Genomic DNA, 22,905 nt, shown 5'->3' on the forward strand with positions numbered 1-22,905 from the left:
CCTCATTCCCGTGTCTTTAGTTCCGCCTGGGCGCCCATCCGGCTGAATTCGCCCAGTTCCAGGGCCTGGCGCACCCGGTAGTCGCCGTCGAGGAGCCTGAAGGCGATCCAGCGGGGGTTCGGCAGGTCCGGGTACGATTCGCGCAGCATGCCCGTGATTGTATCCACGGTCCGGTCGAGATCTCCGTTGCCTGTTATGCGCCGCGGCGCGTTCCGGATCGTCCCCTGGATCACGTCGGCAACCGTGCGCATCAGGAGACCGAGTCCTTCCCCCTTCCTTGCCGATACCGGGACGACCGGTACGCCCAGTTCGCGCGACAGTGCGCGGTGATCCACCGAGATGCCCCTGCGTACGGCCTCGTCCATCAGGTTCAGGCAGACCACCGCCTTGTCCGTAATCTCCAGCACCTGGAGCACCAGGTTGAGATTGCGCTCCAGCATGGTGGCGTCGACGACGATCAACGCGCAGTCCGGGCGTCCGAAGAGGATGAAATCCCGGGCGATCTCTTCGTCTATGGAGGCGGAAAGAAGGGAATACGTGCCGGGCAGATCGATCATCTTGTACCTTCTGCCGTTGAACTCGAAGCCGCCCTCGGCGCGATTGACCGTCTTCCCCGGCCAGTTCCCCGTATGCTGCTTCAAACCGGTCAACGCATTGAAGACCGTGCTCTTTCCCACGTTCGGGTTGCCCGCCAGGGCGATGACATAGTCCCACCGGTCCAGCGAAATCCCCATCTGAACCAGGTTTTCCTGCAGTGCACAGGATGCGCAGTCGTGTCCGGGCGGTGCGGCCGGTGCGGCCGGCTCCGGCGTTCCGGCCCGTTCCGGCGGTCCAGGTAGCGCGGATTCCGTACTCATACTGCGATCTCCCCTTCGTTCTGTTTGTGCTGTTCGGGCCCTTCAGGCCGTTCGGATCCCTCGGGCTGTGCGGGCCGTGCGGACCGTTCGATCCTGATCAGATCGGACTGTTCGCGGCGGAGAGCGATCAGGGTGTTCCGGACCCGGTAGGCCGTGGGATCGCTGAAGGCGCTCTGCATGACCCGCTCGATGCGCGCTCCGGGCGTCAGGCCCAGGTCGAGGAACCTCCGCCGGGTCAAGCCTTGGCAGGCCGGTGACAGGCCAACGACGCGGCCCTGCTCCCCGTGTTTCAGCGTCGTGAGCGGGATGCCCGGCGGTTCGATGCGCTCAGCGGGGGCCTCCCGCACGGAAATGTTCGCCGCGACCACCGGGGCCAGTACGTGTTCGGCGTCCGGCGTGCCGATGACGATCCGTACGGGCGACATGTCCACGATCGTGATGATCATGCCGGGATGGAGATCCTCGGCGATGATCTGGGCATACACTTCCGGCGGCTCGTCCTCGATATGCACGATCTGCGCCGGTTTGGCGGCCGGCCAGTCGACGAGTTTCTGGCTTTCGATCTCCTTCATGTCGCCGGCGGCGTTCGGTATCGGATCCCCCTGGGGATCGAATGTGGGATGTCCCATATCGGCATCCATCTTGTCGACCTGCGCCTCGGTTACCGTGTGTTCCAGCTGGTGGGCATGGGCGTGGATCTTTTCCCGGGGTACGGAAGTTTCGTCGGCGAGATATCGCTCGAACAGCCGATGAGCCCGGATGATCTGGAGCGCCCAGCGGTGGCCCGCCGCCGTGAGCCCCATGCCCTGCCCCGTCATGACCACCAGGTCCAGCTGCGCCATGCGGTTGACCAGGATCAACGTGTGCTTCGTCGATGTGCCCAGCGTGTTTGAAAGGGACTCCACGGACGCCTGCCTGCCGTCGTGCTGAAACTGGTGCAGATGGGCGAGGGCATCGTCGATAGCCTGCCTCGAATGCAGCCACCGCCTGCGCCGGAAGCGCCAGTACAGTCCGTATTGCGGCAGGAAAAGCGCGCCGACGGCAATGAGTATGATGATTCCGGTCATGATACTGCCCGCCGGTCGTTTTCCTCTTGCCCGGCCACACATTCAACCAGGACACTGCCGGCGACCTGGTGCCCCACGTGGTGTTCCTCGCCGCCCACGCGCAGAAGCACGGGCCCGTCGAAGGGCTCTTTGTTCAATACGTCCACGAGGTTGCCCGGCCGGAGACCGAGTCTCCCCAGGTAACGGAGCAAGGCCGGGTCCGTGTCTGTCACACGGCGAATGACCACGGTGCGGCCCGGTTCCATGTCGGACAGCCGGTCGTGGTCCGTGCTGGCTATGGAACCGTCCTTTGCCGGTATGGGCGATCCGTGGGGGTCCGTCGTCGGGTGTCCCAGCATGGCGTCGATTTTGTCCTCGAACTCTTCGGAGATCACGTGCTCCAGCCGTTCCGCCTCCGCGTCCACCTGGTCCCACGTAAACCCGAGCGCTTCCGCCATGTACACCTCCAGCAACCGGTGGTGACGGATGATTTCGAGGGCGATCTTCCTGCCCGCGTCGGTCAGCCTGATCGCCTGGTAGGGCCGGTGTTCGACCAGGCCGGTCTCCGACAGTCTCTTCATCATGTTGGTGACGGAGGCGGCCGAGACGCCCATCCGGTCCGCGATGGCATTGGTCGACGCGGCTTCCGCGTTTTCCTGCAGCTTGTAGATGGCCTTCAGGTAATCTTCGGTGGCTGGCGTGGGCATGGAAGACTTCCGTAAACTGATTTCGGCGGCCGCATGCCGCGCGATACGAGCCGGCACGATTTTTAGACAAGACTAAATATATAGTTATATGGTATACATGTCAATAATTAGATGTAGAAAAGCCCGAACCGGTCCGAACGGAGACGGGCAAATCCATCCGTGGTGCGCGCCGCGGGCTGAACAATACGCTTGTTTCCTGCAGAATCCTGCCCTTATATTCGAATGCCGAAGCGCTGTCAGCCAGTATGGAATGAAATGACCCTGGAGCCGTGATGACCGACCATACCGTGCTCGTGGTGGTGGACGACCTGTTTTTCTCGTCGAAAATCGGGGAGACCGTCCGGCAGTTGGGCGGCAACCCGCTCTTCGCGGCAGAAGCGAGCGAGATCCCGGATGATCCCGAGGGTGGCCCGCCGGCCGCGATCATCGTGGATCTCGATCTTTCGCGTACGGATGCCGTGGGTTTGATTTCTCATCTGAGGGACGGCGAAGCGACAAGGGATACCCCGATGATGGCTTACGGCCGGCATACGCGGCCCGAAGCCTTCGCGCGCGCCCGGGCGGCGGGTTGCGAACGGGCCGTGCCCCGGTCGGAGTTCGTAAAGAGATTGCCGGAATTCATCGAAGCCTGTCGGCGAAATGCCCGCGCCGCGCGCTGATAGCGTTAAACCGCGCCAGGATGTTGAACGTGCGCCCGGGCCGTTGAGAACGCGCCAGGACGTCTAGACACGCCAGGACGGAAACCAGGCATGACCAACAAGCAGATTGGCAAGATCCTCAGCCAGATCGGGTCGCTCCTGATCCTGCAGGGCGAGAACACCTTCAAGACCCGCGCCTACGCGAATGCCGCGCGCCGGGTGGAAACGCTGTCCGAACCCGTGGAAGACGTGGTGAAGGAAGACCGGCTGGACAAGGTCCCCGGCCTGGGCGCGTCCATGGTGCGTCACATAACCGAACTCGTCCGGGACGGGCAGTCGAGTTATCATCAGACCCTCGTTCAGACCGTGCCGGCCGGCTTACAGGAAATGCTCACCATATCGGGACTCGGCGCCAGGAAAGTCCGGACGATTCACGACCATCTGGGTATCGACACCGTGGGGGAGCTGGAATACGCCTGCCGTGAAAACCGGCTCGTCAAGCTGGACGGATTCGGCGCCAAGACCCAGGAGCGCGTGCTGAAGGGCATAGACCTGATCAAGCGGTCCCGTGGGCTCCACCTCCTGGACCGCGCACTGGACGAGGCGAAATCCCTGGTGGACGACCTGCTGCGCCACCCGGACGTATGGCGCGTGGAGATCGCGGGAGACGTCCGGCGCAGGATGGAAGTGATCCGCGAAATAGACCTCGTCGTGGGCCATCCCGACCGGGACAGGCTCCACCCCATCCTGCATCGTTTCGGGCAGGTTCACGAGGAGGACGGCCGGGACGTGACCGTCACCGGACCTGCCGGACTGCCCATTCGCGTCCATTGCGTTCCGGATGAGACCTTTGCCGTTACGCTGTATCACTGGACGGGCAGCGACGGCCACCGTACCCGCATCGCCCGGCACGCCGACGACCGGGGGATCACCATCACCGACCGGCACGTCATACGCGACCACGCCGTGATCCCCTGTCCCGACGAACCCGTTCTCTACGACATACTCGGCCTCCAGTTCGTTCCGCCGGAACTGCGGGAAGGCGGCGAGGAGGTTGCCCGGGCCGCGGGAAACCGCCTGCCGGAACTGCCGGCCAGGTCGGATATCCATGGCGTGATCCACAACCATACGTCCTACAGCGACGGGATGCACAGTCTCCATGAAATGGCCGAGGGTGCCCGATCGAGGGGATTCGGCTACATCGCGGTCTGCGATCACAGCCGGACCGCGGCATACGCCCATGGACTGAGCATCGAACGGGTAATGGAACAGCAGCGGGAAATCGATGCCCTGAACGCCAGGTACGACGATTTCCGCGTCCTCAAGGGCATCGAGTCCGACATCCTTCCCGACGGAAGCCTGGACTACCCTGACGAAGTCCTGGCCACTTTCGACCTGGTCGTGGCATCCGTACACTCCATGTTCAACATGTCCGAGGCGGACATGACCGAACGCATGGTCAGGGCGATCAGGAATCCGCATACCACCATTCTGGGCCATCCCACGGGGCGCCTGCTGCTGGCCCGGGACGGTTATCCCGTGGACGTGGCCCGCCTCATCGATGAAGCGGTGGCCCACGACGTCGCCATCGAGGTCAACGCGAATCCCCACCGTCTCGACCTGGACTGGCGGCATCTCGATTACGGCATGGCCCGGGGCGCCCGGTTCAGCATCGGCCCCGACGCCCATCACGTGGACGAACTGGACTACGTGGACTACGGGCTTGCCATGGTCCGCAAGGGCGGGGTGACGGCGGACCGTCTCCTGAACCACCTGGAAGCGGACGAACTCATCGGGCTGAAGGCGGGAAGACACCGCACGGCGGCGAGTTGAACGATCCGCGTCCGATACCGTGGCGGCTGGGAGAACCCTAAGCATGCCGAGCAGGAAAGCGCAGCGGGAGCGGATGGGGGAGGTGCTGGAACGCCTGAAGAAGACCTACCCCGACGTGGGGCCGGCGCTCAATTTCACCTCGCCTTTTGAACTGCTGATCGCCACGATCCTCTCGGCGCAGTGCACGGACCACCGCGTTAACATCGTCACGGAATCCCTCTTCGAAAAGTATCCGACCCCCCGACACTACCTGGAAGCGCCCGCCGAAGCGCTAGAAGCGGATATCTTCACCACCGGATTCTACCGCAGCAAGACGGCCAATATCCGCAAATGCTGCCAGGCGTTGATCGACCTCCACGGCGGCGAAGTGCCCGCGGGCATGGAGGATCTCACCAGCCTGGCCGGCGTGGGCCGGAAAACGGCCAACGTGGTGCGCGGGAACGCTTTCGGCATTCCGGGCATCGCCGTGGACACCCATGTAAAAAGACTGTCCGCTCTCCTCGGACTCACGAAGCAGTCCGATCCCGACCGGATCGAATCCGATCTGGCGAAGATCGTGCCGGAGTCGGATTGGACGGGCCTGGGGCATCTCTTTGCGAACCACGGGAGGAAGACGTGCGTCGCCCGGCGGCCGAAGTGCGACGAATGCGTGCTGAGCGACCTATGTCCATCGGCGAAGTAGGCGCCGCCGGCGATCAGGAAGTAGGCGCCGCCAGCGATCAGGAAGTAGGCGCCGCCGGCGATCAGGGAGTAGGCGCCGCCGCCGTTTCGGGGATTGTTTTGTGTTTTCAACAGGTCCCGCTCCGGATATATTTACGATACCCTATGGAGATTCGGCGGGCTCACGCCATGGAGATTCGGCGGGTCGGTGCCAGGGAGATTCGGCTGGCTTGGAGATTCAGCCGGCATGGCGTTTCTTCCAGCCCGCGGTATGGAACTCCAGCCGGCATGCGGCGGCCTTGATGTCCGCGCGGCTAAATACGAGGCCGAAGCGGAAGCTGACGGGGAGTGAACATGCGACAGACGATACTGGTCGTCGACGACGAGCCGGATATCGTGGAAATCATCCAGTACAACCTTGAGAAGTCGGGTTTCGATGTCATCGTGGCGACGGACGGCCCCGCCGCCCTCGAGAAGGCCCGCGACGATACGCCCGACCTCATCGTGCTCGACCTGATGCTGCCCGGCCTCGAAGGCACCGAGGTCTGCCGCATTCTGAAGCAGGACGAACGCACGAGGTCCATTCCCATCCTGATGCTGACCGCGAAAAGCGAGGAAATCGACCGGATCATCGGTCTCGAACTGGGGGCCGACGACTACGTGGTCAAACCCTTCAGTCCCCGGGAGATCGCCCTCCGCATCCGCAACATACTGCGCCGGCGTACCGTACCGGAAACCCCGGGTCCGGTCCGGGTCGGACCCCTGGTCATCGACGTTGAAGGTCACCACGTGTCCGTTGCGGGCCGTGCCGTATCCCTGACGGCCACCGAATTCAAACTGCTGGTCATTCTCTATCAGCGCCGCGGCCGGGTACAGACGCGGGAAGAACTGCTCGACGTGGTGTGGGGCTACGACTACATGGGGTACGGCCGTACCGTGGACGCCCACGTAAAGCGCCTGCGAGAGAAGCTCGGCGAGGCCAGCGGCATGGTGGAAACGGTGCGCGGTGTAGGTTACCGCTTCGCCAGGTAGGCCATGTCATGCGGTTTTCGCTCCAAACCAAGATCCTGGTCGGCTACGTCGCCTTCACCCTCGTGGTGACCGGCGCGGTCTATGTCTACCTGAACACGTCCCTGCGCGGGGATGTCAGCAGCCACACCCGCCAGCAGCTCCTCCACGACGCGCGCCTGATCCAGTCCTACCTCGAAAACACGCCGCTTCCTTCGCTCTCTCCCGGGACGGTCGATCCGATCGCGGACCGCCTGGCGGAGCAGTGCGGCGCCCGGGTGACCGTGGTTGCGGAAGACGGCGTAGTGGCCGGCGATTCATCCATCCCCCTTTCCGCCGTTCCTTTCATGGAAAACCACGGCGACCGGCCCGAAATCATCGAGGCCGCCGCGTCGGGTGTCGGTAACAGCATCCGCTACAGCAATACCCTGGAAACCGACATGGCTTACGTGGCGGTACCCTTCCAGACCGAAGGAGTTCGGGGCGTCGTGCGCGTCGCGCTGCCGCTTCAGCAGTTCCAGTGGATCGAGTCTCACATATGGAAGATCGTGCTTGCCGCCCTTTGCATCGGTCTTTTGCTGAGCGTCGTGCTGAGCTGGGCCACGGAAAGGCTGGTATCCCGCCCCATCGAACGCATGACGGAGGTCGCCCTCCGGCAGGCCGCCGGCGATCTCGAGGTCACGGCTTCCGCGCCGGCCCACGCCGAGTTGGCCTCTCTCGCCGCCGCCCTGAACGAGATGGCCGAACAGTCGAAAGCGAGGGTTTCGCAGATCCGGGAAGAAAACGCTCAGCTTGAAGCCGTGCTCTCGGGCATGGCGGAAGGCGTCATGGTAACCTCCGCGGACGGCCGGATCCTGATGGTCAACCCGGCTTTCAAGCGCATGATGGAGGTGGACGCCTGGTGTCTGAACAAGCGGCCGATCGAGGTGGTGCGCAACCATGACCTGCAAAGCGCGGTGGACGCCGCGATCGACTCTGCGCCGTCCCTGAACGAGGACGCCGTGTTCGACCTGGCGCTGGAGTGGAGCCAGCGCATCTTCCAGGTGCATCTCACGCCCGTACGCATCGGTAAGCAGCTTCACGGCGTGGTCGCCGTGTTCCACGACATGACCGAACTGCGGCACCTCGAGCAGGTTCGGAAGGACTTCGTGGCCAACGTCTCCCACGAGCTCAGGACCCCCCTGACCTCCATCAAGGGCTATGTCGAGACCCTGCTGGACGGCGCGATGGACGATACGACCGCGTTGCGCCGGTTCGTCAACTCCATATTGCACCATACCGACCGGTTACAGGCGCTGGTCGAGGATCTCCTCCAACTCTCCCGGATCGAATCCGGACAGTACGAGGTCGAAATCGCGGCCTGCCGCCTCGACCGGGTGTCCGAACGGGTCGCGGAGGGATTCGCGGAGCAGATCGCCCGCAAGCATCTGAAGTTTGCCCTCAGGTTCGAGACGGAAAGGCCGGCGCGCGGCAACGCTGCACTGATGGAGCGGGCGCTCACCAACCTGGTCGACAACGCCGTCAAGTATACCGAGGACGGCGGATCGATCACCGTAAGCATCGCGGAACGGGGCGACGAAATCGTCCTGTCCGTAGCCGATACGGGTCCCGGCATTCCGTCTGACGCCCTGCCGCGGATCTTCGAACGATTCTTCCGGGTGGACCGCGCGCGATCGAGGGCGCTGGGGGGAACCGGCCTCGGCCTCGCGATCGTCCGCCACACCATGGAATTGCTGAAGGGACGGGCCTGGGTCGAGAGCCGGGTCGGCGAAGGCGCAAGCTTCTTCCTTTCGCTCCCCGCCTGGTCGGAAGACGAGGCGGCCGGTGAATCGGAGGGCCTTGCGCAATCGGACCGCGAGGCAGTCACGGGAACTTCGACGGGTGGAACCGCCTGAATAGCGTGCTCTTTTCCGATTCCGCTTAGACACGCGACCGGGCCGAATGTGCATCAAGTTATATTGTCGGAAAACAACCGGTTTTCTGGTGTTTTTAAGGTAATTAATACAATTACCCTTGACAGTCCTTTCCTTCCGTTATTTATTGGTTACATAACCCAAAAACGCAATAGAACCATCGGGGAAACAGGCCCGATTCCGCAGGACTCCGACCAGGCTTCTGAAGGCAGTCGATGACGTGCGGACGCGCACGTCCGACTGAATCGTTGCGAAGGAAGTTAGCGACAGGTGGGGTTTACTGTGTGCACGCGATGCAGGTTCGTCCCGCCGTCGTTTCCCGTCACAGGTGCGCGCGGACTTGCGCGGCCTGATGACAAAATCTCTCTCCTCTAGGAGGTAGGCATGCTGAACCGAGTATTGGTTATAGTGATCGCCCTTTTGGCGATTATTCAGGGCTTGGCGGGTGGCATGATGGACGATGGCGGAGTCATGATGCTCCTGATTGTCGTTCTGGGCATCATCTACGGTTTCACGGGAGTCGACGCTGAGGACGCTACCGATTATCTCGTCGTGACCATTGCCGTGGGTGCCGCGGCGGGAGCGGACGCGTTGAGCGCCATACCGGCCATCGGCGCTTCCCTGGACGCTATGCTCGATCCGGCCAGTTCAGCCCTGTATGCCAGTGTGGCTTCCATTCTGGTCATTCGTACGGTAAACCGGATCAAAGGCTGACGAACGCCGTACGGTGGACCGGCGGTTACGATCCCGCCGCGTCACCGACCGGAATACCATGATTTGAGACGACCAAACGATTCAGGAGGTTAGATACATGGCAACACGGATAGTCATTATCATTTCAGTCATTCTGGCGATAATCGAAGGGTTGTTCCCCGGTGCCCTGATTTCCTCGGCACTGACCATGATGGCGATGGCGGTCCTCGGCCTGCTCTACGCGCACATGGCGGTTGACGCCGAAGACGCGACGGGCTACCTGGCGGTGACCATCGCCGTCGGCGCGGCCGCGGGCATGGACGTGCTGAGCAATATCCCGGCCATCGGCGCCGCCTTGGATGCGATCCTGGATCCGGTGAGTACGCTCCTCTACGCCGGTGTCGCGACCATACTCATCAAGAGAGTGGCTGCCCGCATCGGTGGATAATACGGATACAGGCGGATCGGGGAAGTTGCGATCTCCCTGGTCCGCCTGTTTCGATCCCTTCCGGTTTTACGGCCCGCATGGCCGGTACGGTGCCGTCCTTCGCCAATGCCCCGAGACCTTCAGGAACCACGGCGGGCGGTGCGTTTCATGTCCGCGTTTACCCTCGCCGTCTCGCAGGCCACTTCATACAATTCCTTCTGAGACTGTAACCGCTTCCCTGCTTTCCTTACGTACCGGTACGTTCCGTCCGACTGCAATTCCCGCGCCTTCACATTGTCCTTCAACTGAATCTTGAGATAGGCCCACAGTTCCGCCTGGAGCGCCCGGTCGATGACCGGGAAGGATATCTCGACCCGCCGGTTGAGGTTCCGGTCCATCCAGTCAGCGCTGGAAAGCAGGTATTCCGGGTCCCCGTCGTTGTAGAAATAGAAGAGCCGTACGTGCTCGAGAAACCGGTCGACGATGCTGATGACGCTGATGTTCTCGCTCAGGCCCGGAACGCCCGGTCTCAGGCAGCATATGCCCCGTATGATCAGCTGAATCTGCACGCCGGCCTGGGACGCCTGGTACAGTGCCACGATCATGTCCGGATCGACGAGGGAATTGATCTTGGCGATGACGAGGGCCGGTTGCCCGTCGCGGGCCCGTTCGCTCTCCCTGCGCAGCCGTTTCACCATGTCCTCCCGCATCGACGTGGGGGAGAGGATGAGATGGTGGAAGTGCGTGGGCAGCGCGTAACCGGTAAGCAGGTTGAACAGCTGCGTCACGTCCTCCCCGAATTCCTCCCTGGAAGTGAACAGGCCGAAATCGGCATAGATGCGGGCCGTCTTGTCGTTGTAATTCCCCGTGCCCAGGTGACAGTAGCGGTGGATGCCATCCCCTTCGCGCCGCACGACCAGGCAGGCCTTGCAGTGTACCTTGATCGCCGGTATGCCGTAGATCACGTGGGCGCCCGCCTCCTCCAGCTGCCTCGCCCACTGAATGTTCGCCGCCTCGTCGAACCTGGCCTTCAGTTCCAGCAGCACCGACACTTCCTTGCCGTTTTCCGCCGCCCGCGTCAGCGCCTGGGTGATGGGCGAATTGGCGCTGACCCGGTACAGGGTCATCTTGATGGCGAGTACTTGCGGGTCCACCGCCGCCTCCGAGACGAAACGGACCACCGCGTTGAATTGATGGAAGGGATGGTGCAGCAGGATGTCTTCCTTCTTTATCGCGTCCCAGATGGACGGGGCCCCTTCGAAGGAGGTCACCGGCTGGGGCGGGAACGGCACGTCCAGCAGATCCGGACGGTCTATGGCGTCGTAGAACTCGATCAGGTCGGAAAACGCGGTGAAGCCCTCCGTGGGGTAGAGGTCCTCCGGCTCCAGTTCCAGCTCATCCACCAGGACGTCGAGGATCCGGGAGGATAACTCCGGATCGTACTGCAACCGGACCGCGGCTCCGTTGCGCCGGTTCCTGATCCCTTCCTCGATAACGGTCAGCAGGTCTTCCGCCCCTTCCTCCTCGTAATCCACGTCCGCGTCCCGCGTCACGCGGATGGACGCGCAGTTCAGCACCTCGTAGCCGTTGTAAAACTGGTCGAGGTTCATGACGATGACGTCTTCCAGCATGAAGAACGCCTGCCGTCCGTTTTCCGACGGGAGTTCGAGGAACCGCGGCATGACCGAGGTGGGCAGGTGGATGACCGAGAGGTTGGTCTGGGGGAAAACGGACCGCTGTATTTTCCGGATTTCGGCCACGAGACAGAGCGTGCCGTTGGCCAGGTAGGGGAATGGATGTCCCGGGTCCACCGCCAGCGGGGTCACCACGGGCAGGATGGTCTTGCGGAAGTACTCGTCGAGATAGTCCTTCTGCGCGGGACTGAGCTGCTCGGGCTTGAGTATGTCGATGCCCTGCTCGGTGAGCTGGGGAAAGATCTCGTTGATGAACAGGCCGTGCTGCTTGTTGACCAGTTCGTGTATCCTGGCCGAAAGCGCCGTCATCACCTCCCTGGGACTCATTCCGTCCGCAGTCCGCGTGGACTGGATCTGCGCGTCGATCTGGCGTTTGACGCCGGCGACGCGGATCATGAAGAACTCGTCCAGGTTGGTGCTGAAAATGGCGAGGAACTTCACCCGCTCCAGCAGGGGGACCGTCGGATCGAGGGCTTCCTCCAGCACGCGCGCATTGAACTCCATCCAGCTCACTTCGCGGTTGAAGAAGTGCTCCGGACGCCAGTAGTTCGTTACCAGCGGCGCCACGGGAGGCCGGGGCTTGCGGGTAAACCGGCGGCCGGCTCTCTTCGAAGCGATGGTTCGAACCGTGGCGGCCCTGGCGTTGTTTCCGTTTGCGGCAGGCATGACCAAGTCACCGGAATGATAGGCGGCCTTGCGCCATGTAACAGACTGACGCGCGCAACACCGCACCACGATAGCGGATTCAGTTGTTTACGGACTGGACCGGATCGACAGGACACGCGCCCCGGTCCGAGTAACAATAAAGCGGAACACAAGGCGGCTTTGTCAAGCCGTCTTTACCCTGCCGGTCGTACTGAACAGGAAAAATGAACATCAATCATATTGTCATGCCGCCGTCATGGTATTGTCATCGGGCATGCTTATCATAAGACCCCCCACGGGACATGCCGTTAAAAAGTAACGTCGTTGTCATGGCCTTGTGTGCTGTTCGTAACAGAATCGTCAAACAACCTTTTTATAATGCTCGTGTTCATCATGTCGATCATTCCGGACTTTCGCATAAAACACGCCTGCAGCCGGGTGCATAAGCCGTAAACGGAGGGAGATGCTGCATGAGGAAGTTTGACCTGTTTTGCAACAACCGGATCTCGAAGATTGAGCCGGGCCGGATGTTCAGATCGATGCTCGTCGCGATGATCGCGGCCGCGGTTCTGGCGGGTACGGCCCCGGAGGCCGGCGCGCAGCAGGCGGCGGGACGCATATCGGGAACGGTCGTCGACGCGGAGACAGGCGATCCTCTCATCGGAGCCACGGTGATGGTGGTGGGACTCGAGCTTGGCGCGATGGCCGATCTCGAAGGCACCTACCTCATCCGTAACGTCCCCGCCGGCCGGCACACGGTCCTGGTATCCATGATCGGGTACGCGCAGAAGCGGATCACCGAGGTCCAGGTCGACCCCGGCCAGGTGAGCAGAATAGATATCACGGTCGAACGGGAACTTCTCGTGGCGGACGTGGTGGAAGTGACGGCCCGGGCCCTGGAAAACACGGAAGCGGCGCTGTTGAAGCGCCGCCAGAACGCGCTCTCCATCAGTGACGCCATCAGCGCCGAGGACATCTCCAGGGGCGGCCAGGGCGACGTGGCGTCCGCCATGACCCGGGTCACCGGCGCATCGGTGGTCGACGGCAAGTACGTCTACATCCGTGGATTGGGCGAACGGTACACCACCGCGCAGCTCAACGGCACCTCCCTGCCGAGCGCCGATCCCAACAGCAAGTCGGTCCAGATGGACATCTTCGCGACGAACCTCCTGGACAACATCACCACGGAAAAGACCTTCACGCCGGACAAGCCCGGCAACTTCACCGGCGGCAGCGTCAACGTGAAGACCAAGTCGCTTCCCGAATCCTTCACCATGTCCTTCTCCACGTCCACGAAATACAACTCCCGGTCTTCCTTCAAGGACATGCTGAGCTACGACGGCGGTGAATACGATTTCCTGGGCTTCGACGACGGCACCCGGGATATCCCTCTGCCCCTGCGGGATCCCGATGTGGAGATTCCGAGCATTACGAGCGCGCTCCGGGACCCGGAAGCCGCGCAGATGCTGGATCTGTACTCCAAGTCTTTTGCCGACAAGACGATGACGCCGACCACCATAGAAGGCGGATTCGGCCAGAGCTACTCCTTTTCGGCAGGCAACCAGACGACGATTCTGGACCGCCCGTTCGGGATGTTGGGCAGCGTGAGTTACAGCCGGAACATTTCGGCGTACGACAACGGCGCCTCCGGGATCTGGAAGCGCGTGTCCCGGGAATCCGAAGGGCTGAACAGGGAGCGATTCGCGACGGACTCGAGCGGGTCCGAAGAAGTGCTCTGGGGCAGCCTGGTGAATGCCACATACCAGCCAAGCATCACGCACGAAATCGGCGCCAACTTGCTCTACAACCGCAGTGGCGAGAAGGCGTCCAGGTTTCAGACGGGGGTCTGGCCCTCCTCCCTGCCCGGCGACAACGTGCGGTACGAGACCCGCGTGCTGTCCTTCATCGAGCGCGAGATGCGGTCCCTGCAGTTCCGCGGCAAACACGTCCTTCCGTCCGTATCCAACATGGAAATCGAATGGGCCGGCGCTTTCATCAGGTCCACGCAGGACGAGCCGGACCTTCGTTACTTCACCAACGAATACCAGATGGTCGACGCGGAAGGCCATGGCGCTCCTGAAATCGACAGTTATACGATCGCCCTGTCCAATTACGCGGCGCCCACCCGTTACTTCAGAAACCTGGAAGAATCCAACCGGGACTTCAAGCTGGATGTGACGTTGCCCTTTACGACCTGGTCCGGACTGGCGGCCAGCCTGAAATTCGGCGGCGCCTACCTGGACAAGGACCACACTTTCAGGGAGCGGCGTTTCTCCTTCCGGCAGGACAACCTGCAGTACCGGAACGACCCGGCGGTCTTCTTCTCGTCGGCACGCACCGGGATCCTGCCTGAGCAGTTCCAGGATACACCCGGGTTCACCCGGTTCGGGAATTTCGTATCGGAGGACTCGGATCTGAAGAACAACTACGACGGCGACCAGGAAATCCGGGCCGGTTACCTGATGGTGGATCTGCCGCTCTCCAGGCGGTTCAAAGTCACGGGCGGCGCCCGGTACGAGTCCACCCTGCTGGACGTGGCCAGTCACGACGCGTCACTGACGCCTGGAAAACTGGACGAAAAGGACTGGTTGCCCTCGATCAATACGGTGTACCAGGTCGTGGAAAACATGAATGTCCGCGGCGCGTACAGCCGGACCCTGGCGCGACCTTCCTTTCGTGAACTCGCGCCATTCGCCTCGTTTCTCTTCGTCGGCGACTACATTTTCGTCGGGAACAGCGAACTGAAACGCACGTTGATCGACAACTACGATTTCCGCTGGGAGTGGTTCAACCGTCCCGGCGAGATCTACGCGCTCAGTTGTTTTTATAAGAAATTCGAGAACCCCATAGAACGCGTAATCGTGACGACGAACGGCGAAATCCAGTTTCAGAACGTCGACAGGGCGTTCGTTACCGGATTGGAACTGGAGTATCGGAAAAGGCTGGACCAGGTCCATCCGGCCCTGAGCAACTTCCAGCTCGGCGGCAACCTGTCCCTGGTAAAGTCCCAGGTGGATATCGCGCCGTCGGAACTCGTCATCATCCGGGCGCTCGATCCCGATGCGGCGGATACCCGCAAATTGCAGGGCCAGTCTCCTTACGTAGTCAACATCGACGCCATGTACGACAACACGGATACCGGTACCCTGGTGAGCGTCCATTACAATGTCTTCGGCGAACGGCTCTCCGAAGTGAGTACGGGCGGCACGCCCAACGCCTTCGAGCAGCCCGCGGGCATGCTCGATATCACGGGATCGCAGCGTCTGTGGGATCGTGTAACGCTGAAATTCTCCGCCAAGAACCTCCTCGATCCGGACATCAAGAAGGTGCATCCGTTCAACAACGAGGAGTTCATCCGCAGTCTTTACAAGAGAGGGCGGACGTTCTCCATTGGTTTCTCGTACGGGATTTAACCACGGCCATCCGGTCGACCTGCGAGGACGCTTCATGCTTTCTTCATCACCATACGACCGCAAGCCCTGTAAGGAGGGGGTATGTTTCGGTGGGTACCCATCGCCCTGGTTTCCGTTCCATTCGTTTTTCCGGTCCTCGCTGAAGCACAACCGGCCTCCGATCGAGTAGTAACCATCACCGACGGGGATATCGTCGGTAACGTATCCTTCACCTCAGACAACACCTACCTGCTGTCCGGTCTGGTCTTCGTCGAAGACGGCGAGACGCTGACGATCGAAGCGGGTACCGTCATCAAGGCCCGTCCCACGACTGCCGAGGGCGAGGATGCGGCCCTGATCGTGGCCCGCGGCGGGAAGATCTTTGCCCAGGGCACGGCCAGGGATCCCATCATCTTCACGGCCGAGGCCGACGACGTGGGCGATCCCAACGATATCCTGCTGTCGTCTCCCACCGCTTCGCGCGGTCTCTGGGGCGGGGTGATCATCCTGGGCCGGGCATCCATCAACACGGCCACGGGCGAGAACAACATCGAGGGTATCGATGCCAGTACCGAGCCGCGGGGTACCTACGGCGGCGGCAGGAACCCGAACGACGACGACAACTCGGGCGTGTTCCGGTACGTATCGATTCGTCACGGCGGGGCCGATATCGGGGCCAACAACGAAATCAACGGACTGACCATGGGCGGCGTGGGCCGCGGCACGACCATCGAGCACGTGGAGGTGTTCTACAACCAGGACGACGGCTTCGAGTGGTTCGGCGGCACGGTCAATACGCGCTACCTGATCTCCGCTTTCGCGGGCGACGACAGCTTCGACTACGACGAGGGTTTCCGGGGCGAGCACCAGTTCTGGTTCTCGATCCAGGATCCGTCCCTGGGCGATCATGCCGGCGAGCACGACGGCGGCACGGACCCCGAGGATGGCAGACCGTACGCCAGCCCCACGATCATGAACGCCACCTACATAGGCCGCGGCGCGCAGTCTGCGGGCGACAAGGCGAACAACGGCATCATCTTCCGGGACAACGCCGGCGGGATGTATTTCAACAGCATCTTCACCGAGTTCCAGGGACACATGCTGTCCATCGAGGACCTGGACCCGACCCGAGGGGCGCAGGACAGCAAAGCGCGTCTGGACGCCGGCGACCTGGCATTCCGGTACAACATCCTGGGCGCCTTCGGCGCGGGCGGCACGGCCGATGACCTGGGTGGCGACGCCCACACGGCGATATTGCTTGCCGACGCGTCGAACATGATCCGGATCACGGACCCGATGCTGCAGGGCATCAGCTGGAACCGGAACCTGGGCCTCGATCCGCGTCCAGGCAACGAAAGTCCGGCCTGGGACGCGGGCAGGCTCATGGAAGAGCCCCGGAGCAGCGGCTTTTTTACGGACGTCGATTACGCGGGTGCTTTCGGTACGGAAAACTGGGCGGCGAACTGGTCGGCGCTCGCGGATCTGGGCTATTTCAGCAATGCGCCGCCACCCGTGCCGCCGGAGCCCGTGGAACCGGAAGAAAATCTGCCCGCCGCGTTCAGCCTGGCGCAGAACAGTCCGAATCCCTTCGGCATGACCACGAATATCAGGTACGCGGTATCGTCTACGAGCCACATACTGATCGAAGTGTACAATCTTCTGGGTCAGCGGGTGGCAACCCTCGTGAACGATATCAGGCTTCCGGGGCATTACACGGAGACCTGGGACGCGCAGGACCTTTCAAGCGGCGTATACTTCTACCGGTTCGAGGCCACGGCGGATGGACGGACCGCCCACGTCTTCAAAAGGAAGATGACGCTTCTGAAGTGATCCCAAGGCTCGCGCAGCAGCCCGCAGCCGGCATACGTCGCCAATGCGGACCGTTCAAAGAGACGACAAGGGCCTCTCAGATGTATTTCTGCGGGGCTCTGTGTTATGCATGGCCCTCCACCGGGGTTGACGCGGTACGGGCCTACCTCTATTTTCACACGTTACCCTTGCCAAATAAAACCCCGTCCAGGACGCCCGGATGACCGATCGCACCCGAGGACGCCGGATTGACCGGCGCCGTCTGCTGGACTTACTGGTTGGCCGGCTCGCCGCCCTTGGCGGGATGGTGTTGATCCTGACCATCCTGTCGGTCTTCGCCGTGATACTGTGGGTGATTTACCCCTTGTTCTCGTCACCCGGGGAATTCCGCTGGGGGATCTCCGGCCCCGATGAAATCGAACCAGGATACGGCATCCTGCCGCTGATCTTCGGGACCTTGAAAGGCGCTGTGTACACTCTGCTTTTCGCGGTGCCCGTTTCGGTGCTCGCCGCGCTCTATGCGTCGCAGTTCCTGCCGCGGGCGCTGAAGGAAAGACTGAAACCTCTGGTGGAAATCATGGCCGCCGTACCGAGTGTCGTGCTCGGATTTATCGGCGGCGTCTGGCTCGCGCCGTTCCTGGCGTCCCACGTCTTCGCCCTGTTCCTGGCGCCGGTATTCGTTTCAGGCGCCGTGGTGGCCGCTTTTCTGCTCAGGTACCATGCGCCGGTCCGGTTCAGGGCGTTTAGTCATCCGGGCCGGGAGATCTGGCTGCTTCTGGTTGCCGTACTGGCCGGGGGATGGCTGGCCCTGGAATGCGGGGCGTTGCTGGAGGCCGCCTATCTAAAGGCCGGCTACGAAACCTGGTTCGAAGAAACCCTGGGACTGACCTACGCGCAGCGGAATGCGATCGTCGTAGGCATGGTCATGGGCCTGGCCGTGACCCCGATCATTTTCACCCTGTCCGAGGAAGCGCTTTCCGCCGTGCCCCGTGCATATCTGGAAGGATCCATGGCACTGGGGGGCACGCGCTGGCAGACCGCCGTACGCATCGTCCTCCCCGCCGCCGGAGCGGGCATTCTGGCTGCCGTCCTGCTGGGATTCAGCAGGGCGATCGGGGAGACCCTGATTGTGCTGTTTGTTTCCGGCAATGTCCCGGTGATGGACTGGTCCGCCTTCTCCGGATTCAGGGCCCTGTCCGCCAGCGTGGCCCTCGACCTGCCGGACGCCGCGCGGGACGGCAGTCTCTACCGGGTCCTGTTTTTCGCCGCCTTTCTCCTCCTCGTTTCGACTTTTGCGATAAACACCGTGGCGGAGTTGGTTCGACGAAGGTTGAGACGGCGGTATGCCTGAGTGCCGGATGTTCCGTCCGCACGCAAGGAGATTCGATGGGTTCGAAGTGGTCAAAGGATGACGCCCTGACCTGGTTGTCCGGCGGGGCCCTGGTCCTCGGCTTCCTGATGGTGGCGGGACTGATCCTGGTGATCGTCGTGCATGGGCTGGGCCTGTTCTGGCCCCAGGAACTGACGCGGTATGTTCTGCGCGACGGCAGGGCTGTCCTGGGCCATGAGACGTCTCGTGCAAGCGTCCGCACCGCCGACTCCGCGGGTGAGCGTTCCGTGGCGTATCGACTGCGGGTGCGAACCGGGGACCGGGAACGTTATCCTGACGGATACGTCTGGCTGGAGGAAGACCGGGTCGCAGGGCGGGATGCCCCTCGCGAAGCCGTAGTGGTGGAGCAGGTTCGGGGAGGGGACCTGTTCGGTTTCCTGGATTCCTTCGTGGACGATGGCACGGTTGTCGCAGAGGGATACGAGGCTGTTTGGGCGCACTACCAGGAGCGGTATCCGGAACTGGAACGGCTGCGTCGTCAGAGGGCGCTGTCCATCGTGCTGTCTTCGGCGGATGGCCGGCAGCACGCCATTTCCCTGGCAAACGTCCAGCGTATCTACACGCCCAATACGATGACCGCGTGGACCAGGATCCGCCACTATATGGCCGGCGCCTGGTCCTACCTGTGGACGCCTCCGAGGGACGAAAACCGGCTTGGCGGGGTCTACCCGGCGATGTTCGGCACGGCGGCGATGGTCATCCTCATGTCGATCGTCGTCATGCCCTTCGGCGTGCTTGCGGCCTTCTACCTGAGAGAGTACGGGAGGCCGGGACCGTTCCTGAACGTGGTGCGTATCGCCGTTAACAGCCTGGCCGGGGTTCCCTCCATCGTATTCGGGGTTTTCGGACTCGGTTTCTTCGTGTATTTTCTGGGAGGGACCCTGGACCGTCTGTTCTTCCCGGGGGATCTCCCGGAACCGACTTTCGGCCGGGGCGGCATCCTCTGGTGCTCGCTGACCCTGGCCCTGCTCACCCTGCCCGTGGTTATCGTGGCTGTGGAGGAAGGCCTGGCCGGCGTGCCCCAGGAGCTCCGTGAAGCGTCTCACGCCCTGGGTGCGACGCGGTTCGAGACACTCTGGCGTGTCGTCGTGCCCGTGGTGCTGCCGTCCATTCTAACGGGCCTGATCCTGTCCGTGGCGCGGGCGGCCGGTACCGTGGCGCCGTTGATGATCACCGGGGTCGTCGCCTTTTCCGCCGAGTTGCCCGTGGACGGCGCCTGGCCTTTCGTGCACCTGGAACGCGAGTTCATGCACCTGGGTTTTCATATCTTCGACACGGGTTTCAGGCCGGACGGAGGAGAAGCGTCTCTACCCATGGCGTACACTTCCACCCTGTTGCTGCTGGCCATCGTGGTCGCGCTGAACGCGGCGGCAATAGGGCTCAGAAGCCGCCTGAGGAGACGCTATTCGCTGACCGCGGCATAGGCATTCCCGGTCCTGCGTACAAGAGGTTTGGCAAATGACGACGGAAAACGCGCCCATCACGCCGAAGATCCTGCGTGAAGAAACGATCATCGATGTCGAAAACGTTTCCTTCTGGTACGGGGACCGGGCTGCGCTGAAGGACGTGACCATGGCGATCGACCGTCACGTCATCACGGCCTTTATCGGGCCTTCAGGCTGCGGCAAGACGACCTTGCTCAGGCTGATCAACCGCATGAACGACCTCGTTCCCCAGACCCGCATGACGGGTACGATTCGGATCAACGGGGCGGACATCTACGACCCGGGCACCGACGTCACGCGGCTGCGCCGGCGCGTGGGCATGGTCTTCCAGCAGCCGAATTCCTTCCCCAAGTCGATCTACGAGAACGTGGCCTACGGTCCCCGGCTCCATGGCGTGAAGTCCGGAGGTTTTCTCGACGAGATCGTGGAACGGTGTCTTCGCAGGGCCTTTCTGTGGGAAGAGGTCCAGGAACAGCTCGAGGAGAGCGCCCTCGGGCTTTCACTCGGACAGCAGCAGCGGCTGTGTATTGCGCGGGCGATCGCGGTCGAACCGGAAGTCCTGCTCATGGACGAGCCGTGCTCGTCGCTGGACCCCGTCGCCACGTCCAGGATCGAGGAATTAATGCTTGATCTGAAGAACGATTATACCATTGTTATCGTGACGCATAACATGCAGCAGGCCGCCCGGGTGTCGGACCGCACCGGATTCCTGCTCATGGGCGAACTGGTGGAGGCGGGCGTGACCGACGTGCTGTTCACCACGGCCCGGGACCGGCGCACGGAGGACTACATCACGGGCCGGGCCGGATAACGCCGCGGGATGGCCCGGATAACGCCTCAGACCGTGCCGGAATAGCGATGTGGACCGTGCGGATAGCGTTGTGGCCCGGGCCGGATAGTGTCGCGGCCCGACTTACCGTGAAAGCGATCATGGAAACCCACCTACAACAGCAGCTGGAAAGTCTGAAATCCGCCCTGCTGAGCATGGCCGCGCTCGTGGAGGAACAGATCGCCCGGGCGATCACGGCGCACGTGGAGCGCGACATCGAGCTGTGCGAGTTGGTCATCGGCGGAGATCAGCCCATAGACGCCATGGAACTGGAAATCGACGACCAGTGTATCCGTCTGCTGGCCCTTCAGCACCCTATTGCGCGGGACCTTCGCTTCGTTGCATCCAGCATGAAGATCACCATCGACCTGGAGCGAATGGGCGACATCGCGGTCAACATCGCCAAGAAGACGAAACAGCTCGCCGGCATGCCGCATCTGAAACCGCTCATCGACCTGCCCCGCATGGCCGATCTGTCCCAGTCCATGGTCAAGGACAGCCTCAATGCCTTCGTTCGCGGAGACGAACAGCTGGCCATGGAAGTCTGTGCCAGGGACGAAGAGGTCAACCAACTGCAGGACCAGATCTACCGCGAACTGCTGACCTGCATGATGGAAGATTCCGGGTCGGTGCCCCAGGCGATGCAGTTGATCTTCATATCCCGCCACATCGAAAGGCTCGCCGATCACGCCACGAACATCGCCGAAGGCGTGGTGTATTTCTCAGAAGGCCGCGTGATCAAGCATCATGCGGCCGACGATCCGAATCAGCCACCCACTCGTCCAGAATCCGGTGGGCCTGTGTGACGGTGTCCACCTGCACGAGGCTGGTTCTCAGGTGGGATGCGTTGGGGAAGCCCTTGAAGTAGGCGGCGAAGAACTTGCGCATTTCCATCACGCCGATTTTCTCCCCCTTGTACTCCACCATCATGCCCAGGTGGTCCCGGGCGAGCCTGACCCGGTCGGAGAACGTGGGCGTCACGTCGCCGGAGAAGATGTAGGGATTGTCCCGGGCAGCCCGGGCGATCATCACGCCGGCGCACCCGGTCTCCCTGACCATGCGCACCGCGTCCTGGAAGGTGAACACGTCCCCGTTGCCGAAGATCGGCACGGGGGAGACCTCCACGGCCCGGCCGATCCAGGACCAGTCCGCGGTCCCGTTGAACTTCTGCGCCACGGTGCGGGCGTGCACCGCCACGGCGTGGGCGCCGGAATCCGCGGCGCGTTTCACCACCTCCAGGATGCTGATGTTGTTCTGGTCCCAGCCCAGCCGCGTCTTGATGATGACGGGGATCGAGACGGCGTCGGCCACGCTGCGCACCGCGTTCATCATCCGGTCGATGTCCTTGAGGAAGGCGGCGCCGGAGTCGGAACGCAGGATCTTGGGCACGGAGCACCCGAAGTTGATGTCCATGATCTGCGCGCCCTTTTCTTCCAGGACCAGCGCGCCCTCCACCATGCGTCCGATGTCATTTCCGTAGATCTGGGCGGCGAGGAGCGACATGCCGGTATCGCGGTAGATGTCGGCGTCGCAGAAGTTCATCATTTGCAGCGTCTTCGGGTTCCGGTGGAGAATGGCGTTGCAGTTGATGAACTCCACGCCGACCATCTGCGCACCCATTCTGGCGCAGATCAATCGGAAGGGCCAGTTGCTGATGCCCGCCATGGGCGCCAGCGTGAGGATCGGCATGCCCGGCCTGAGCGACGTGATGCGGTGCGGCCCTATGGCGATTTCGTGGGTCATGGTCTTGTACGGTCTTCCATTCCCTTAGATATTGACATCCACACTCCCCGCGGATAGATTGTCCGGGTTGAAAATACGCCGGAAAACGGCCTGATCGCAAGGCCTTTGTCCGGCCAGATCCGCCGTCCCGCATCAGACTCGCCGTCCCGCGCTGTGCATTCAAAGGAGTCTTCCAC

18 protein-coding genes are annotated in these 22,905 nt (G+C 62.2%); 13 read left to right on the forward strand and 5 right to left on the reverse strand.

Annotated features, from left to right (window positions below; genetic code table 11):
- Positions 1 to 2: 2 nt before the first annotated feature.
- The 3 genes from OXG98_15440 to OXG98_15450 are packed head-to-tail and all read right to left on the reverse strand — an operon-like array spanning position 3 to position 2,610.
- Positions 3 to 857, reverse strand: coding sequence for a 50S ribosome-binding GTPase (locus tag OXG98_15440; GenBank protein ID MCY3773398.1), 855 nt, complete (start codon positions 855 to 857; stop codon positions 3 to 5).
- Entirely contained in the window at positions 854 to 1,924 is a 1,071-nt protein-coding gene (locus OXG98_15445; protein ID MCY3773399.1) for a FeoA domain-containing protein, read from the reverse strand. The genes OXG98_15440 and OXG98_15445 overlap by 4 nt, the downstream gene beginning before the upstream one ends.
- The gene (locus tag OXG98_15450; GenBank protein ID MCY3773400.1) at positions 1,921 to 2,610 is read right to left on the reverse strand and encodes a metal-dependent transcriptional regulator; all 690 of its coding nucleotides are present in this window, start codon (positions 2,608 to 2,610) and stop codon (positions 1,921 to 1,923) included. Before OXG98_15450 ends, OXG98_15445 begins: the two co-directional genes overlap by 4 nt.
- A 272-nt stretch (positions 2,611 to 2,882) precedes the next feature.
- Here OXG98_15450 and OXG98_15455 point away from each other — a divergent pair, with 272 nt between their 5' ends.
- From OXG98_15455 to OXG98_15485, 7 genes are all read left to right on the forward strand, one after another.
- Positions 2,883 to 3,269 (forward strand): hypothetical protein, encoded by a 387-nt coding sequence (locus OXG98_15455; protein ID MCY3773401.1) that lies wholly within the window; start codon positions 2,883 to 2,885, stop codon positions 3,267 to 3,269.
- Between the two features lie 90 nt (positions 3,270 to 3,359).
- Positions 3,360 to 5,081, forward strand: coding sequence for a DNA polymerase/3'-5' exonuclease PolX (polX, locus tag OXG98_15460; GenBank protein MCY3773402.1), 1,722 nt, complete (start codon positions 3,360 to 3,362; stop codon positions 5,079 to 5,081).
- Positions 5,082 to 5,124: 43 nt separating this feature from the next.
- Positions 5,125 to 5,763 carry an endonuclease III gene (gene nth / locus OXG98_15465; protein MCY3773403.1) on the forward strand — a complete coding sequence of 213 codons (639 nt, stop codon included), beginning with the start codon at positions 5,125 to 5,127 and terminating at the stop codon, positions 5,761 to 5,763.
- A 332-nt stretch (positions 5,764 to 6,095) separates the two neighbouring features.
- Entirely contained in the window at positions 6,096 to 6,773 is a 678-nt protein-coding gene (locus OXG98_15470; protein MCY3773404.1) for a response regulator transcription factor, read from the forward strand.
- An 8-nt stretch (positions 6,774 to 6,781) separates the two neighbouring features.
- Positions 6,782 to 8,644: an ATP-binding protein gene (locus tag OXG98_15475; protein MCY3773405.1), complete on the forward strand. Its 1,863-nt coding sequence runs from the start codon at positions 6,782 to 6,784 to the stop codon at positions 8,642 to 8,644.
- 402 nt (positions 8,645 to 9,046) lie between these two features.
- Positions 9,047 to 9,376 carry a hypothetical protein gene (locus tag OXG98_15480; protein MCY3773406.1) on the forward strand — a complete coding sequence of 110 codons (330 nt, stop codon included), beginning with the start codon at positions 9,047 to 9,049 and terminating at the stop codon, positions 9,374 to 9,376.
- A gap of 97 nt (positions 9,377 to 9,473) precedes the next feature.
- Positions 9,474 to 9,803, forward strand: a complete 330-nt coding sequence (locus OXG98_15485; GenBank protein ID MCY3773407.1) for a hypothetical protein — start codon at positions 9,474 to 9,476, stop codon at positions 9,801 to 9,803.
- A gap of 119 nt (positions 9,804 to 9,922) precedes the next feature.
- Here OXG98_15485 and ppk1 read toward each other — a convergent pair whose 3' ends face one another.
- Positions 9,923 to 12,142, reverse strand: coding sequence for a polyphosphate kinase 1 (ppk1, locus tag OXG98_15490; GenBank protein ID MCY3773408.1), 2,220 nt, complete (start codon positions 12,140 to 12,142; stop codon positions 9,923 to 9,925).
- Between the two features lie 449 nt (positions 12,143 to 12,591).
- Between ppk1 and OXG98_15495 the strand changes: the two genes are divergently transcribed.
- The 6 genes from OXG98_15495 to phoU all read left to right on the forward strand — a co-directional run bounded on the left by OXG98_15495 (position 12,592) and on the right by phoU (position 21,792).
- Positions 12,592 to 15,534, forward strand: coding sequence for a TonB-dependent receptor (locus OXG98_15495; GenBank protein ID MCY3773409.1), 2,943 nt, complete (start codon positions 12,592 to 12,594; stop codon positions 15,532 to 15,534).
- 81 nt (positions 15,535 to 15,615) lie between these two features.
- Entirely contained in the window at positions 15,616 to 17,343 is a 1,728-nt protein-coding gene (locus OXG98_15500; GenBank protein MCY3773410.1) for a T9SS type A sorting domain-containing protein, read from the forward strand.
- Positions 17,344 to 17,542: 199 nt separating this feature from the next.
- Positions 17,543 to 18,673 (forward strand): ABC transporter permease subunit, encoded by a 1,131-nt coding sequence (locus tag OXG98_15505; GenBank protein MCY3773411.1) that lies wholly within the window; start codon positions 17,543 to 17,545, stop codon positions 18,671 to 18,673.
- A 35-nt stretch (positions 18,674 to 18,708) separates the two neighbouring features.
- On the forward strand, positions 18,709 to 20,136 hold the full coding sequence (pstA, locus tag OXG98_15510; GenBank protein ID MCY3773412.1) for a phosphate ABC transporter permease PstA: 1,428 nt from the start codon (positions 18,709 to 18,711) through the stop codon (positions 20,134 to 20,136).
- A gap of 34 nt (positions 20,137 to 20,170) precedes the next feature.
- A complete protein-coding gene (pstB, locus tag OXG98_15515) occupies positions 20,171 to 20,968 on the forward strand; it encodes a phosphate ABC transporter ATP-binding protein PstB (GenBank protein MCY3773413.1) in 798 nt (265 codons plus the stop codon).
- 119 nt (positions 20,969 to 21,087) lie between these two features.
- Complete coding sequence (gene phoU / locus OXG98_15520; protein ID MCY3773414.1) at positions 21,088 to 21,792, forward strand: phosphate signaling complex protein PhoU; 705 nt, start codon at positions 21,088 to 21,090, stop codon at positions 21,790 to 21,792.
- On the opposite strand, the gene OXG98_15525 is transcribed toward phoU, so the two are convergent.
- On the reverse strand, positions 21,725 to 22,729 hold the full coding sequence (locus OXG98_15525) for a tRNA-dihydrouridine synthase (protein MCY3773415.1): 1,005 nt from the start codon (positions 22,727 to 22,729) through the stop codon (positions 21,725 to 21,727). The genes phoU and OXG98_15525 overlap by 68 nt on opposite strands.
- Positions 22,730 to 22,905 lie beyond the last annotated feature (176 nt).

The sequence above is a fragment of the Gemmatimonadota bacterium genome (assembly GCA_026706345.1).
Taxonomy (GTDB): domain Bacteria; phylum JAAXHH01; class JAAXHH01; order JAAXHH01; family JAAXHH01; genus JAAXHH01.

What these genes read in the sequence shown, in the direction of transcription:
- phoU (MCY3773414.1), top strand. Translation starts at nt 21,088, where the DNA reads ATGGAAACCCACCTACAACAGCAGCTGGAAAGTCTGAAATCCGCCCTG.
- pstA (MCY3773412.1), top strand. Translation starts at nt 18,709, where the DNA reads ATGGGTTCGAAGTGGTCAAAGGATGACGCCCTGACCTGGTTGTCCGGC.
- OXG98_15475 (MCY3773405.1), top strand. Translation starts at nt 6,782, where the DNA reads ATGCGGTTTTCGCTCCAAACCAAGATCCTGGTCGGCTACGTCGCCTTC.
- nth (MCY3773403.1), top strand. Translation starts at nt 5,125, where the DNA reads ATGCCGAGCAGGAAAGCGCAGCGGGAGCGGATGGGGGAGGTGCTGGAA.
- OXG98_15525 (MCY3773415.1), bottom strand. Translation starts at nt 22,729, where the DNA reads ATGACCCACGAAATCGCCATAGGGCCGCACCGCATCACGTCGCTCAGG.
- OXG98_15485 (MCY3773407.1), top strand. Translation starts at nt 9,474, where the DNA reads ATGGCAACACGGATAGTCATTATCATTTCAGTCATTCTGGCGATAATC.
- OXG98_15480 (MCY3773406.1), top strand. Translation starts at nt 9,047, where the DNA reads ATGCTGAACCGAGTATTGGTTATAGTGATCGCCCTTTTGGCGATTATT.
- pstB (MCY3773413.1), top strand. Translation starts at nt 20,171, where the DNA reads ATGACGACGGAAAACGCGCCCATCACGCCGAAGATCCTGCGTGAAGAA.
- OXG98_15455 (MCY3773401.1), top strand. Translation starts at nt 2,883, where the DNA reads ATGACCGACCATACCGTGCTCGTGGTGGTGGACGACCTGTTTTTCTCG.
- OXG98_15505 (MCY3773411.1), top strand. Translation starts at nt 17,543, where the DNA reads ATGACCGATCGCACCCGAGGACGCCGGATTGACCGGCGCCGTCTGCTG.
- OXG98_15500 (MCY3773410.1), top strand. Translation starts at nt 15,616, where the DNA reads ATGTTTCGGTGGGTACCCATCGCCCTGGTTTCCGTTCCATTCGTTTTT.
- OXG98_15495 (MCY3773409.1), top strand. Translation starts at nt 12,592, where the DNA reads ATGAGGAAGTTTGACCTGTTTTGCAACAACCGGATCTCGAAGATTGAG.
- OXG98_15470 (MCY3773404.1), top strand. Translation starts at nt 6,096, where the DNA reads ATGCGACAGACGATACTGGTCGTCGACGACGAGCCGGATATCGTGGAA.
- OXG98_15440 (MCY3773398.1), bottom strand. Translation starts at nt 857, where the DNA reads ATGAGTACGGAATCCGCGCTACCTGGACCGCCGGAACGGGCCGGAACG.
- OXG98_15450 (MCY3773400.1), bottom strand. Translation starts at nt 2,610, where the DNA reads ATGCCCACGCCAGCCACCGAAGATTACCTGAAGGCCATCTACAAGCTG.
- OXG98_15445 (MCY3773399.1), bottom strand. Translation starts at nt 1,924, where the DNA reads ATGACCGGAATCATCATACTCATTGCCGTCGGCGCGCTTTTCCTGCCG.
- polX (MCY3773402.1), top strand. Translation starts at nt 3,360, where the DNA reads ATGACCAACAAGCAGATTGGCAAGATCCTCAGCCAGATCGGGTCGCTC.
- ppk1 (MCY3773408.1), bottom strand. Translation starts at nt 12,142, where the DNA reads ATGCCTGCCGCAAACGGAAACAACGCCAGGGCCGCCACGGTTCGAACC.